General features: G+C 48.7%; 11 protein-coding genes. 2 read left to right on the forward strand and 9 right to left on the reverse strand.

Annotation, left to right across the window (positions count from 1 at the left end; genetic code table 11):
• Positions 1 to 13 precede the first annotated feature (13 nt).
• The 6 genes from D328_RS0109915 to D328_RS0109940 all read right to left on the reverse strand — a co-directional run bounded on the left by D328_RS0109915 (position 14) and on the right by D328_RS0109940 (position 7,336).
• On the reverse strand, positions 14 to 634 hold the full coding sequence (locus tag D328_RS0109915) for an SMI1/KNR4 family protein (protein WP_018884842.1): 621 nt from the start codon (positions 632 to 634) through the stop codon (positions 14 to 16).
• Positions 635 to 1,046: 412 nt separating this feature from the next.
• Entirely contained in the window at positions 1,047 to 1,886 is an 840-nt protein-coding gene (locus D328_RS0109920; RefSeq protein WP_018884843.1) for a (2Fe-2S)-binding protein, read from the reverse strand.
• A gap of 151 nt (positions 1,887 to 2,037) precedes the next feature.
• Entirely contained in the window at positions 2,038 to 2,763 is a 726-nt protein-coding gene (locus D328_RS0109925; protein ID WP_018884844.1) for a response regulator transcription factor, read from the reverse strand.
• Positions 2,750 to 4,891: an ATP-binding protein gene (locus D328_RS0109930; protein ID WP_233426182.1), complete on the reverse strand. Its 2,142-nt coding sequence runs from the start codon at positions 4,889 to 4,891 to the stop codon at positions 2,750 to 2,752. Before D328_RS0109930 ends, D328_RS0109925 begins: the two co-directional genes overlap by 14 nt.
• Before the next feature lie 559 nt (positions 4,892 to 5,450).
• Positions 5,451 to 5,948 (reverse strand): hypothetical protein, encoded by a 498-nt coding sequence (locus D328_RS31505; protein ID WP_018884846.1) that lies wholly within the window; start codon positions 5,946 to 5,948, stop codon positions 5,451 to 5,453.
• Between the two features lie 356 nt (positions 5,949 to 6,304).
• Entirely contained in the window at positions 6,305 to 7,336 is a 1,032-nt protein-coding gene (locus D328_RS0109940) for a LacI family DNA-binding transcriptional regulator (RefSeq protein WP_018884847.1), read from the reverse strand.
• A gap of 318 nt (positions 7,337 to 7,654) precedes the next feature.
• Here D328_RS0109940 and D328_RS0109945 point away from each other — a divergent pair, with 318 nt between their 5' ends.
• Positions 7,655 to 8,707, forward strand: coding sequence for a 2,3-butanediol dehydrogenase (locus tag D328_RS0109945; RefSeq protein ID WP_018884848.1), 1,053 nt, complete (start codon positions 7,655 to 7,657; stop codon positions 8,705 to 8,707).
• 228 nt (positions 8,708 to 8,935) lie between these two features.
• The gene (locus tag D328_RS0109950) at positions 8,936 to 10,345 is read left to right on the forward strand and encodes a prolyl oligopeptidase family serine peptidase (protein WP_018884849.1); all 1,410 of its coding nucleotides are present in this window, start codon (positions 8,936 to 8,938) and stop codon (positions 10,343 to 10,345) included.
• A gap of 279 nt (positions 10,346 to 10,624) precedes the next feature.
• On the opposite strand, the gene yaaA is transcribed toward D328_RS0109950, so the two are convergent.
• From yaaA to D328_RS0109965, 3 genes are read right to left on the reverse strand one after another with little or no spacing between them, the layout of a single operon-like run.
• The gene (gene yaaA, locus D328_RS0109955; RefSeq protein WP_018884850.1) at positions 10,625 to 11,377 is read right to left on the reverse strand and encodes a peroxide stress protein YaaA; all 753 of its coding nucleotides are present in this window, start codon (positions 11,375 to 11,377) and stop codon (positions 10,625 to 10,627) included.
• Positions 11,378 to 11,433: 56 nt separating this feature from the next.
• Positions 11,434 to 12,204, reverse strand: a complete 771-nt coding sequence (locus D328_RS0109960; protein WP_018884851.1) for a hypothetical protein — start codon at positions 12,202 to 12,204, stop codon at positions 11,434 to 11,436.
• Positions 12,205 to 12,243: 39 nt separating this feature from the next.
• Entirely contained in the window at positions 12,244 to 14,016 is a 1,773-nt protein-coding gene (locus D328_RS0109965) for a methyl-accepting chemotaxis protein (RefSeq protein WP_018884852.1), read from the reverse strand.
• Between the last annotated feature and the right edge of the window lie 20 nt (positions 14,017 to 14,036).

Genomic DNA, 14,036 nt, shown 5'->3' on the forward strand with positions numbered 1-14,036 from the left:
TTGACGTATATCGTTATTGTTGCGTCACCTTGGCCAATGACTGATCTAGCCACAGCTCATACCAATCCAGAAAATTCAGCCTATCCTTATTACCAAAATATTGATCAGGATAAATTCCGCCGCTATTCCCGCGGTCATCTACCCAAATCTCTCCATAGGAATTCCCATTTACGATCAGATTCATCGTTACACCGCAGCCAAAATTGCTGATACGCAGCATGCCCGCAGAGTGCCGATCACTGAAGTACTCCTCATCCTTGGCCGCACTCTCTTCCTCGTCTACATCATCCTCGAACCAATCCACTTCCGGGTTCCAGGTCTCTGTATAAGGAAATTCCCCCGAGATATCATTCGGTAGATCCTTGTAGTCCAAATCTACATAGATGCCTTCCTCAGGCTTCTCCAGTCCATAATATGGTCCAGCCCCGCCTGCACCGATCTCCATCAAGAAGGCTTTGTAATCCTCCGGGAGACTTACACTCCAGTCGGACTCCAATTGCCGAATTTCTTCAGGTGTCTTGACAGGGTCGAGCTCATAATCATGGCAATCGGCTCCGAACACAGTAAGCTCAGTGTCCGCTTGTCTGAGCTGATGGAGCTTGGAGCTAATCCGTTGTAGCTGCTCTTTATACATCTGCTTCACCCATCCTCAATGTAATACTCTAGTTATATACCATCACGAACTACCACCACGAACAATAAATTTACCGAAAAAATTTCATGTTACAACCACAATACTTATAGTTTATCAGATTTCTAGCCTCCATGATTAGGGCCCCCAAGGACTACCTGGTTCAAGTTAAACGTTGGCAAACCTTACAAAGCCAATAAGCCCCTAGACCCACTCTCCTAGACGGGTATCCGAGGCTTGAACATCATGCATGTAAGACATGAATGTGCTTCATATTTTATTTTCTTACGTTCTTGTGCTACAGCACTCTATTGCTCTTATGCCGCAGTGCTCTCAAGCAACGACAAACTACAGATTTACGTTTGCAATCGCATCTCTTATCGCGGGTCTCACAGGCTGGTTACGCTATTATCTGTCATGTCTGCTTCGCGCAGTATTCTTCGAATTTGTGCTGTCGCTGCTTCCGGGTCAGACGCGGGCAGGTATAACAATAATCCTGTCCTTCCACCCGATAAAATTGACAGCAGGCGTTCTTCATCACAGTTAGCCGGTTCGGTACCAGCGGCTCCAAATGAACAATCTTAACGGCAAATGGATTCCGGCGGCAGCCAAACACCTGAGATGCATCTGCTTCGTCCCTCAGCAGCTGGTAATCGTCCTTCACCCGTTCCCGCAGAACGGGCTCATCCAGTTCCTCGGCCAGCCACTGCTGCTCCCGATAGAAGCGGCTCGGCCACTGCCCCCAGAGCTGTGTCTCAGCAATGCCGCTCACCTCGGCCAGCTGCTTCAGCAAGAGCCCCAATTGACCTTTATATAGTGCTGTCCATTGCTGCCTGAGCCAGTTCTGTCTTGCATCAACGTCGAGCGGAGCCAGAGTTTCAGCCCAGTGCTCCAGCACAAAATCCACTCTTGCCCGTCCATTATGCTCCCATAGACGCAACGATAGGTTCGAAAGAGAGAAATCAGCAGCCGTATTATATATAGATAACCCATATTGGAATGCCAGCGGAATGGCACCGATCCAGCCAGCAGTGAATGCTGCTGCTACTTGACGGTCCTCCGCCCGCGCAATGCGTGTGTAGTGATCCAGGTAGTCTGCTACCAGCTGGGGATTGAGCAGGTCTATCAGTCTGTATACACCTTTGTCATTATGCGCCATTACTCGCTGAGCTTCGTCCAGGGACAATTGACTGATGTCAGCACGGAGGGTAATCCCATACTCTTTACTAAGCCGCGAGTCTTCACATAGCCTCATGATCCTTCTCCTTTCGGATCGAGCCAATCCTCACTATTTCTCTATTGATATTGATTATCAATGAAATTATAAGAAAAAGCAGGGCCAGGGAACATGGACTTTAGCGTTCACTATCTGGACAAATACGATGGGTATTCTGTGACCTCTGTACTTAATCAGAGCTATCGCTCCCTTGGAACTTGTATCCAATTCCACGTACAGTTGCGATGTAGCGATGGGGGCTATCTGCATACTCCTCAAGCTTACGTCTCAGATGATGAACATGTACCATGACTGTACGGGTATCACTCCAATGCTCCAGCCCCCACACCTGCTCGTACAATTGCTCCACACTGAACACCAGACCTGGATGACCAGCCATGTAGAGTAAAAGCTGCAGTTCTTTGGCTGTCAGGACGAGCTCCCTGCCATTAAGTCTTGCCTCATTTCGGATAAAATCCAGCTCCAGTTGACCATCACTCCATATTCGTCTCATGGCAGCAGCATGCGGTCCCCCAGACATAGGTGAGCTTCTCAGCCGGGCCTTTACCCGTGCGACCATAATATCGGGGTCAAACGGCTTGGTAATATAGTCATCACCATGCTCCAGACCCGAAATAATATCCTCACTCTCCTTCAGACTGCTTAAGAAGATGACCTGAATATCCATCCTTTGCTTGAGTGTCTGTACCCATTCCTTACCAGAGCCATCAGGAAGCATAATGTCACAGATGATCAAAGCAGGTCTATACCCATTCAGGAGCCCCACAGCTTCAGCCAAGCTATTGGCCACACGGGTCGTGAAGCCGTGATTAAGCAAATAAAGGGACACTAATTCGGCGATATCCACATCGTCTTCTACAATTAAAATATCGCGTTGCTCCTCAATCGCATTCATGTCTTGGTCCCTCCCCCTTGATCCATACAGGCAGCCTGAAATAAAATCCACTGCCTGCTCCTGGCTTACTCTCTACCCTGATATCCCCCTCATGATGATGTATGATCTCCTTGCAGATCGCCAGACCCAGACCAGATCCGGTATGCTGGCTATCCATAGCTGCACCGGGTCCCTTCACTTGACCAAAGCGCTCAAAAATATGCTCATGCATGGACGGATCGATTCCAATTCCGGTATCTTGCACCCGGATTACGGCCATCAGCACAGCTCCTTCCTTGTTGACCCCCTGAGACTCCTCTACATGGATGTGAAGGCTGATGGCCCCAGGAGGAGCCGTGAAGCGTAGCGCATTGGATATTAGATTGGACAGCACCTGCTCGATTCGTACCGGGTCCAGGCGAGCGAAGCATGACGAATATGAGCCAGGGGGTGGCAGCACCTGCTCATACCTAATACCTCGATCTGCAATCTCGTATTCGTATTTATCGAATAGGTCTTTCATGAATGGAAACAGTTCAACCTCCCGCATATGAAACTTGCTCTGGTTGGTCTCCAGCTTCGTTAGCTCAATCAGATCCAGTATCATTTGTTCCAGAAGAATGGAACGCTCATAGATTCGATTAGCATACTTGGGAGCATCCTGGGTAATAATTCCGTCTCGCAATGCCTTCGCGAAGCCCTTAATCGAAGTAATCGGCGTACTTAGCTCGTGCGAAATATTAGCGAGTAGACGCACCCGGAACTGCTCAATATCCGCCATCTTCCGGTTGGCCTCCTGCAGATGGCTGTTACTCTGCAGCAAGGATTGCGTCCGCTCCTCCACAGTGCGTTCCAGCGAGTGATTCGTCTCCAGCAGCTGTGCAGACAGCTCCTCCTTCGCCTGCAGCGCACTAGAGAAACGGTAAGACAGATTGAGTGCCTGAGTTAACAGAAAAGCCAGCAGTCCCATGGACAGCAGGTCATCCGTCGCCAGCAAGCCTGAATAGAACAGCATATCGTTCAAGGCGAAGATCATGAAGATCAGGAAGCCCATTGCATTCATAAATGATCCCTTGCGGCGGCTAAATACCGAGCGGGCATACACATAAGTCGTGTACAGCAGAATCGGGAACAGCGCGCCCCAAATATAGATAACGAGCCAGTAAGTATACACGCGTGCAGGCAACAGCAAAAACAACAGTGTACAGCCAAGCATCACAATGGCGGTCACCTGAGGTGCACGGGCGTGAGATTCCGCCGGATACTCTCTATGTATGAACAGCACCACAATCAAGCCGGTCATGGATATTGAGATGTACTCGGCCTTCACGGCCCATTCCCATGGTAAGGATGGTAACAGATACGGGGCCGTAGTCTCTCCAAGCACGACTGTTCGTACGCCTACAGCTATACATAGCAAGCTGAATAGCAGCGCGGAGAACTCCTGTCTCCGATTCAAATAGACCAGCAGATAGTATAGCGACATCACGCAGAATATTCCTACAATGAACATCTGGGCAGCGACACGATATACACGTAGCCAGGATATCCCCTCAGCCATCCCTATCTCCATCTCCTGCCATATTCCTGCATTACGCTGCGAAAAGTTGGAGACCTGAATAACAATCTCATTCCAGCCCTCCACTGGCTCAAAGTAGAAGGTCTTCGGGTAGCTTGCTGGCTGCATTGTGGCATGACTCGTTCCGACGATTCCATTGCCGCCCTTCAGCTCGCCATTCACCCATAAGCGATAAGCTGAGGCAATGCTCTTGGGGTAAATGCCTAGCATCTGATGCTCGCGCACCAACTGCTCTGGAGCCAGAAAGCGAAGCCGGTACGTGGCATATCCCTCATTGGGCAGATGCCCGGTCCCCAGCTTGTAAGCTGTCCAAGGCTGTGGAACAGATGCCAAAGCAGGCTGCGGGAGCGAAGGACTTTGGAAATCCTTTGGCTCCAGTAAAGCCTCCCAATAAAATTCCCACTCTCCGTTCAATTCCAGCGTAGGCTGCTGCTCTCCATTCCAATTCGATAGATCTGTAGTGCCATCCGTCACCTGTCCGAGGACAGGCTCGGCAGAAGCGGTAGATAGTCCCCACCAGGCTGAGCCTTGGGGCAGCATGCATAGGAGGATGACGAACAATATCGCCAAGCATGTAGCTACCACTGCTTTACGGGCTTTCTTGCAGAGGAGTCTGCAATATTCTAGGATCGCCCGTGACGGACTGGCGATCTTCTTGTCAGAGACTATCACTTCCCTAGAAGAGCGTTGTATTTTATAGAATGATTCAAAAGACGATTTACAAGATGAGGCACAAGATGGGTCATAAAATATACCCAAGGACTCGCCCTTGCCTTTGTCTGTATCCTGCATTGTTAGTTCATCTAGCATGCCAAAGCGATCCTCCATAACTGCCGTCGACTGACTATATCCGCTATGAGCTAGCTTCAGCCGTATTTTTTAGAACACATCGCTATTATATCAGGAGGTTGTAAAGATCGTATTGGCACTTTTTTGAATAAGTCGCTGCGAAGTCTTGGGTCATTGTATGATTCCGTAATTTGAAAATGCCCCTTCCATCAGCCAGATACGGCTGTGTAAGGAGCTGTGGAGTTGCCTAGTAACTGTGATCGAACAAAGAGCTTACTACCCATATTCCCAAGCCTGCTTGTGAAGGCCGATGCACAAGCCCTAATGAAAAGCCGTGAGCTTATCCATCCAGACCCGACTGGGCTTTGGTTAGCAGCTTGCCATTCTGAAATGTGAACACAGCATTCGCACCGATCCCCCCGGTACCAAAATAGGAGTACACAGCCATAGTCGAGGACTCGCTGATCGCATTGCCATCACCACCCATGATTGCGGCGACATCCTCATAGGTCATACCAATCTCGACTTGCTGATACTGCCCCAATGTAATCCGAACACCGTCCCCCTGATCCAACGGACCATTTTTGCTGGACTCTGTGCTTTCAGTATCTGCTCCCTCTATCACGGCGCTCGCGATGTCCTGCTCCTTCAATTCTTCCGTAAGCTCTGTAATGTTCTGATCGCGCTCAGCCAGTCGTTGCTCCAGCTCTGCTACACGCTGCTCAAGCCTCTCGTACTCGATCTGAGAAGGACTGGAAGACTCCCCACAAGCGGCTACAAGCGTGCACATTGCCACCAGGCCGGCTCCACCAAGCATTCTGCTCATCTTTTGTTTCATGGAAATACTGCCCCCTATACCCATTGCATTTTTTCTCGCTTGTTATATTGTGTGACCTTTTTACTGTGAAAAAATAATCCATCCTAGTGTATCATGACTGGATTTTTCTGTAACTGAGTCTCAGGTCTGCTTTACAATGCCCTTACGTACATCACCAGGGGGCACTGGCACATGATCAACCGTAAAGACTTGTAGCGTAGCATCTATATCCGCCTGCAGGTGGCTTACCTTGAGGAGGACTATAATGGAAACCTTTCCTTGAGATATACCAGGGACATACCAGGGACATTCCAGGGACATTCCAAAGACACTTCAGAGACACTTCAGAGACGTTCCTGATGCTACGGGATGTATTGCTACCTTTCCCCTCGCGAGTATTGCTTCATGGCCACACTCGACTCTCGGACAATCAGCCGTGGCTCGAATTCCACCCGCTCATACTCGGCAGGCTCCGGGGACTGAATACGCTTGAGCAGCAGCTCTGTAGCAAGGCGTCCCACCTCACTGCCCATGATGGATACCGAGCTGATCTGTGGAGACGTGACGGTCGCCCACAGATTATTATCAATGCCGACCACCGCCACATCCTCAGGGACACGCACACCCAGTTCCTTAAAGCGGTTCACAATACCGATGGCTACCATGTCATTTACGGCGTAGATGGCATCCGGCATGAGCTTCAGATTATAGAAGTAATTAGCAGCCTGTCGTCCAGTCTCAAAGGTGAAATCCTCTCCAAAGTAGACCAAAGACGTGTCCACATGCGCCAATGATTGCTCGTAGGCCCGGTAACGCTCCTCAATCTTGTCCTTGGGCGCTCCGGCATAGGCAATGCGGGTCCTGCCGATCTGGAGTAGATGCTCCATGACCAGCCGGCCTTCCTGCCGCGCCAGACCGACGACATCCGCCTTCAGCTCAGGACTGAGCAGCTTGCTATAATTGATCACGGATACCGGAATGCTCGTCTGATTAATCATACTCTCGATCGTCTTCGGATAAGCCAGCGGCATAATGACCAATCCATCGACATGCAGCTTCTTGATGTCTCGTAGCACCTCTAGCTCCAGTCTGGCATTCTCAAGGGTATTTATCTGCACGACCCGGTAGTCATGCTGCTTGGCAGCCTGCTCCACCGCCCAGGCGATGTCGGGAATAATGGCATTGCGGATATCCGGCACCGCGAGCGCAATCTGGCGGGTCTGACGGATCTTCAAGCTTTGCGCCGATGTATTGGGCACGAAGCCCATCTCCGCTACCACCTGCAAAATATGGGCTTTCGTCTTGGCACTTATGCCAGTACTATTGTTAAGCGCTCTGGATACTGTCGCAATACCGACTCCCGCATGCTTTGCCACATCCTCAATCGTCACTTTTTTTCTACTGGCCATGGCTACTTCCCTCTCCACTCGGAATCGTTTCCTGTTATCACGGAAATTTTCACACTTTTCAATTAGTATATCATGAATTCTGATAGCTCTTCATCCGTCGCTCCAACAACGATATTGAATAAATTAAATTCCGCTAGTAAATACGTGTGTTTAAGCATTGTATTTTTCATTTGATGTGTCTAAAATGTGAATTCTCCACTCCTAAAACGATTGACACTTTATATAAATTGTGACATCCTTGTGTAGGAAACGTTTCCTATAAAATTTTTCTAATTTAATATTTATGAAATTATATACCTAGATAGGGAGATGACTTTCATGCAAGCATTGAGATGGCACGGAGTAAAGGATGTCCGGATGGAACAGATTGAGGAGCCAACCGCGCTAAAGGGAAAAGTCAAAATTAAAGTGGAATGGTGCGGAATCTGCGGTAGTGATCTGCACGAATATGCTGCTGGTCCCATCTTCATTCCGAAGGATGCACCTCACCCGTTGACACAGGAGCAGGCTCCGATAGTAATGGGTCATGAATTCTCTGGACAGATTGTAGAGGTCGGGGAAGGAGTAAGCAGGTTCAAGGCTGGGGATCGTGTCGTCGTCGAGCCGATCTATGCCTGTGGTCAATGTGTCGCCTGCAAGCAAGGCAAATACAACCTGTGCGAGAAAATGGGCTTCCTCGGTCTGGCAGGTGGTGGTGGCGGCTTCTCCGAGTATGTGGCGGCTGACGAGCATATGGTGCACAAGATTCCGGACAGCGTATCGTTCGAGCAAGGTGCGCTGGTTGAGCCATCGGCTGTAGCACTATATGCCGTCCGTCAAAGCCAGTTCAAGGTAGGAGATCGTGCAGTTGTATTCGGTGCAGGACCGATCGGACTGCTAGTAATTGAAGCACTGAAAGCTTCCGGTGCATCTGAGATCTACGCCGTCGAATTATCTCCTGAACGTAGAGCCAAAGCCGAAGAGCTGGGAGCTGTCGGACTGAATCCTGCTGAGGGAGATGTAGTAGACGATATTCGTCGTCTAACAAACGGTGGTGCAGACGTCTCCTACGAGGTCACTGGCGTTCCTGTCGTGCTGACTCAAGCAATTCAGTCGACGAAGCTGAGCGGTCAAATCATGATCGTCAGCATCTTCGAGAAGGAAGCACCGATTCACCCGAATCTGATCGTCATGCAGGAGCGCAACATTGCCGGCATCATCGGCTATCGCGACGTATTCCCAGCGGTCATCAGTCTGATGGAGCAAGGATATTTCTCTGCGGAGAAGCTCATTACCAAGCGGATTGCCTTGAAGGATGTAGTATCCGAAGGCTTCGAGACTCTGATGAAGGAAAAGAGTCAGGTGAAGATCCTCGTCTCTCCGAATCTGTAAGCTTTTTTCCAGACGAGAGGCAACTGACATACAAGTACAATAAAAAGTATGCCTCTACGAGCATGAAGCCGCACTATGCATGCAAGCCCCTATATAATTGGCAGGTAGAGTAACGAGTCTTTCTACCTGCCTTTTTCTATGATAGAAATCCTTGTCAAAAACATCCTCCTTTGATACGCTTACATAATATTAGCTTCTTAAAGAAATTACACAATAGGAGGAATGAGCATGACTAAGAGACATACACGACGTTTTGCCACAGGACTTCTGGCTTTGACTGTATTATCAGGTAGTTTGACCTCTTTATTTGTAAGCGCTAACATTTCTTATGCCGAATCATCTATCCCATCCTATAAGCTGCTGACCAAAGTGTATGACGGAGGACCCGGTATCTATAAGGTCATCCTGAGCATCCATACAGAAGTACTCGCGAGTTCGATTGAGAAGGATAGCTTTAAGGTACTCGTTGAACGCACGTACCCACAGTTGAATCTGCAAACAGGAATCAGCTATGAAGCCTTCGAGAGCAGCAGTCGGCAAATCCAACAGATCTATCTCTCTGACGAGCAAGGGAACGCGTCTGAGCAGGAAGCTGGTAATTACATCACGATTGAAATGGCTGTGCGGCCTGACGATCCTACTACCAGCCCGATTTATTATGATCTGTCTGCCACACATAATAAATATGCTAATTATCAATATACCATTATCCAGCAGCACCCCTTGAAAAATACAGAAGGCAGTGAAGTTAATAACCTGACTACAACCAAACACAATCCTTATACTGTAGTTGAGCAAACCGTCGATGAATTTGATACTAGTGGAAAATTCAACTACACAGATGCGCAGCATGGAGATATTACCCTCACCTATGCGTCCTACAAGCCTGAAGGCACCGTACAAAAGCGGCCCCTGATTATCTGGCTTCACGGCGCTGGAGAGGGTGGTACGGACCCACGCATTTCTGTGCTGGCCAATGAGGTAACTGCTTTGGCTGAAGAACCGATTCAGGGGTATTTTGGCGGCGCCGAGGTTCTGGTCCCACAGACGCCAACCATGTGGATGAATGATGGCAGTGGGCAATATACTAAGGATGGCAGCAGCATGTACACCAACGCCCTGCTAGCTTTGATTAAGCAATATGTTGAGGACAACAAGAATACGATCGATACAAGTCGCATCTATCTTGGTGGAGGCTCCAATGGTGGCTTTATGACCCTAAATCTACTGCTTGCAGATCCTGATTATTTTGCGGCAGCCTACCCTGTAGCCGAAGCTTACCTGGATGCCTGGTTAAGTGATGAGGACATCGCGAAGCTGAAGCAAACACCGATCTGGTTCACGGCTGCTGGACAGGATCAGGTTGTCAACACAGCCAAAAATACCACGGCAACCTATAAACGCCTCGTAGCAGCCGGAGCACCTCATGTTCATTATTCTTACTTCGACAAGGTCACAGATATCCGGAATGAGTACGCTTTGGCGGGGGGAAGTGTACAGCCGTATGAATACGATGCACACTGGTCCTGGATCTACGTATTGAATAACGATAGCACCAAGGATTTTGATGGCACGCCTGTGATCGTCAATGGCAAGGCTGTCACCCTGATGGAATGGCTCGCAGCCCAGCGTAAATAGTCCTCACCAGTGGCAGGCACCTATCTCCACAATCAAAGGCATAGAATCTCTCCAAGATAGGCTTTGTAATGCCATTCTTTGGATCGCATACAATAAGGGGACAGGTATACTGTCCCCAAAAATCCAACTATGTGCAAGATATACTGAATTGGGCAGACTGATCATGAAAACATCCACAACATTTTTTAACGTCTGCCGATCATTAGCTTTTTCTAAGTCCAATGAAGGTTACAGCCGTAGCGGTACAGCTCAAAGTAAGGATATAGGCAGTTTTCCGCCTCATTTTTCCAGTGTCTGTATGAAAACATAAGTGCGCTCGTCAGACAACTCCTCTGAAAAACCATAGTTTAACCGATCAAAGCTGCGAATGCCCTCCACGGCTTCAATCTGCCGCTCCGCCATAAAACGTACCATTTCTCCCCTGGCCATCTTGACCTGAGTTCCCTTCTCAATTACCTTTCCGTCTATCTGCTGCCCAAAAATACATGTGATAAACCGATCCTCTTTGCTCAAAAAGGGAGAAATGCATTTGCTATATTCCTTGGAAGCCAAATTCAGAACGCAGCTGCTTTCGGAAAGGAGCCGATCTGCGAGCTTTCTGCCCCAAAATTGATAGAGAGAGCTGAAGCCGGGACCTCCGAGCCTTGCCTGCATCTCCAACCGGTACGGAGCCACCCCGTCAAAAGGGCTCAACATCCCATACAACCCGGATAAAATCCGCAAATGTCGCTGAAGGTAATCCAGCTCTTCATTTTCAAAAACGCCCGGCGCCATGTATTGATACTGAATGCCCTCATAGGAGTAGATAGCCGGTGTCAAATTACCCCTCAAATTCATATGCTGAATCCGCTCGACATTCAGCGCAGCGATAGCATCGTTGCACTTCCACAACGCTTTGAGTTCATCGTACGTAAGTTTTTGAAGCCAAGCTAGTAGGTGCTCCGACTCCTCCATAAATTGAGGCAACCCGCGGTAAGCCATGTTATCCGTATCTACCTTCATCTTTTTGGCGGGCGATATTATGATTCTCATCTTGCCAATCCTTCCCTCAAATACAGTTGCATCTGTTATTCCTTATGACAAGTCCGCTACTTCTGCCAGTGTATGCTACTTCCATTGGCTGACATTGGAGTCGGTCCTCCTAGAGCGGGCGCATCTGAATCATTCGTCTTGTTACGGCTGATCATCTCTGCAATCTTCATCTGAATAATGGGTACCACTAATATATTGAGTAAGACCAGAGACGATCCCGCAAGCGCCAGGGCCAGCACATACACATTACGGTTAGCCTTTGTACCTAGCACCTCCTGCAATCGATCACCAGGTCTGGCCAGTGTAGCATGGCCGTGAAGTAGATTGTACGACAAATAATAATAAGAGATGATTTCAACCAGCGCCATACAGTAAGCCGAGACGACAGCATAAATGATCCATCCCAGGATAGGAATCCAAATCGCCACTTGAGCCAGAAGATTTAATACAGTCCCCCCACTGGCACCACCAATCATCACAAGTACATATACCCACAGGAACTTCCGTGTCCCTACACGCATAATCGACGAGAGCTTCATGTTCCCGTGAACGGCTAGAGCAGGCATAAAGTAAAGCCCCGACCGCAAAAAGGTCCACACGATACCGAACAAAATAGCCATAAGGAACACCAGTAACAAATCTCCCAGAGGTGTCCAATCCATTGTCGAAGGCAATTCGTCCTCTACCTCCAGAATCAGGACAAACATATCGAATATTCGGGCAAAATTGTCCTTCAGCATAATGAAATACAAGGTAACCAAAATAATTAGCGGTAGTGTTCGCAATAAAAGGTTGTATTTCAGATAATCAACATACGTAGCCTTCAATCATAGATCTCCTTTACGTCATATTTAATTCGGATGTAGCTATTCAATAGTACGATTACCCTCACCATGAATCTTGTAGTCTGCGATCAATGAATTGAGCTGTACCGCGCTGTTCTTCACCTGATCAGACTGCTCAGTAACCTGGGAGGACTTCTCGCTCGATACTACCATATTTTCGGCGATATGCTGAGTAGATACTGCAGATTGCTCGCTGGCTGTTGCAATTTCATGGATGGCTCTTACCATGGACTCTACTGTATCCCGGACCTGCTGGGAGGTAAGATTAAGCTCCTGTACAGTATGGGTATACTCCACCGTATCCCGGAGATATTGGCCAGCCGTGTCCTCCAGCAGCTGGTAATCCCGTCCTACCTGATGCTTCATGAATTCCAGCAACTCCTCAGCGCTAGTGGACAAGTACTCCACCGATTGCACAACCTCATGTGTAACGCTCTGGATCTGGTCCACTGCGTGTCTGGAGCTATCAGCAAGCTTGCGAATCTCATTCGCAACGACGGCAAAGCCTCGACCTGCCTCTCCTGCGCGAGATGCCTCAATAGATGCATTCAAGGCAAGCAGATTCGTCTGTGCAGTAATCTCCAGAATTGACTGCGAGAGCATACGAATCTGTTCGACGGCCTTGGCCTGCTGAAGAGCTTCAGCCATTTTCTGGCTCGCCGTCTGATACACTTCTTTTGCTTGCTGGCTGGATTCACCGGCTTCACGCTGCAAGGCCTCGGCCCTCCGACTTGTGCTCTGTGCTGTCTCGGCGCTCTCATGAGAGCGGCTGGCGATAGACTCGATCGCATTTTTTACTTGCTCGGCAGAGTCATTCATATTTTGCGCATAAGCACTAGTCTCCTGCATCGTGGCAGACAGTTGCTCTACTGTAGCCGAGACATCACGAATCTGCTCATTGAGAGCAGCAATATTATGATTCGTCTGATCACTGAGTCCGCTAATATTACGAGACTCACGTACAATGCCGGTAATGACCCCAGTTGTATTGCTCGTCATCTCCTTAATAGCACGGGAAATGACGGCGATCTCGTTGCTACCCTGGAGTAGTCGGGGATCAAGCGATGCTGTCATGTCCTTTTGGATAATCTGACTGGAATATTCGGTAATCATCTTCATCTGACGCTTGGTTCTACGAATGACCAGGAAGGAAATCGCGGCGAGCAAAAGGACAACTCCCGTCATGACCGCGACCAGCAGGTTTCTACTCCGTGTAATCTCTTCCTGGGCCTGTCCATACAGCAAGGCTGATTGCTCGTTGTTATATTCGGATATTTTCGTAATCTGTTCGACAATTGCCGTACTGGAGGAATTAATACGTCCCCGTTCCTCATTGTCATAGGTTCCCGTATCCTTCTTGACCGCCATAATTCCTTCAATATCCTGATAGTACGTATCTACTGCAGCCTGCAATCGGTCATACATCCCCTGCTCTTCGTTGTCCAGATTCATTTGTCCGAAGCTATTCAGGTTATTGCTTACACTGCCCTTGCCCTTCTGCACCTGCTCGTACTGTTTATCGGTATATTGCGGATTGTCGAGAACCTTCGTATAGTTCGCTCTCATGTTATAGAAATCTGCCTTAAGCTGAAGAATCACTGTCTGGTGCTGAAAACGGTCATTGTAGAGCGTGCCCTGATTCGTCTTCATCGCATTCATGCCTGATAAACTCACTAATGTTAACGTTAACAAACCGATAAGACCAATAATGACCATCATCAACATTGCCGTGCTGATCTTGATATCCAACCTTGTCTTGGAGCTGCTGACTCCATTCGTGCTTTGTGTGCCCATTCCAAGTTCCCCCATTTGTC

It is taken from the genome of Paenibacillus massiliensis 2301065 = DSM 16942, assembly GCF_000377505.1.
In the GTDB taxonomy this organism is placed as follows: Bacteria; Bacillota; Bacilli; order Paenibacillales; family Paenibacillaceae; genus Paenibacillus; species Paenibacillus massiliensis.

Excerpts from the sequence above, each read along its gene's own strand:
- D328_RS0109915 (WP_018884842.1), bottom strand. The coding sequence starts at position 634 with ATGTATAAAGAGCAGCTACAACGGATTAGCTCCAAGCTCCATCAGCTC.
- D328_RS0109925 (WP_018884844.1), bottom strand. The coding sequence starts at position 2,763 with ATGAATGCGATTGAGGAGCAACGCGATATTTTAATTGTAGAAGACGAT.
- D328_RS0109950 (WP_018884849.1), top strand. The coding sequence starts at position 8,936 with ATGACTAAGAGACATACACGACGTTTTGCCACAGGACTTCTGGCTTTG.
- yaaA (WP_018884850.1), bottom strand. The coding sequence starts at position 11,377 with ATGAGAATCATAATATCGCCCGCCAAAAAGATGAAGGTAGATACGGAT.
- D328_RS0109945 (WP_018884848.1), top strand. The coding sequence starts at position 7,655 with ATGCAAGCATTGAGATGGCACGGAGTAAAGGATGTCCGGATGGAACAG.
- D328_RS0109920 (WP_018884843.1), bottom strand. The coding sequence starts at position 1,886 with ATGAGGCTATGTGAAGACTCGCGGCTTAGTAAAGAGTATGGGATTACC.
- D328_RS0109940 (WP_018884847.1), bottom strand. The coding sequence starts at position 7,336 with ATGGCCAGTAGAAAAAAAGTGACGATTGAGGATGTGGCAAAGCATGCG.
- D328_RS31505 (WP_018884846.1), bottom strand. The coding sequence starts at position 5,948 with ATGAAACAAAAGATGAGCAGAATGCTTGGTGGAGCCGGCCTGGTGGCA.
- D328_RS0109965 (WP_018884852.1), bottom strand. The coding sequence starts at position 14,016 with ATGGGCACACAAAGCACGAATGGAGTCAGCAGCTCCAAGACAAGGTTG.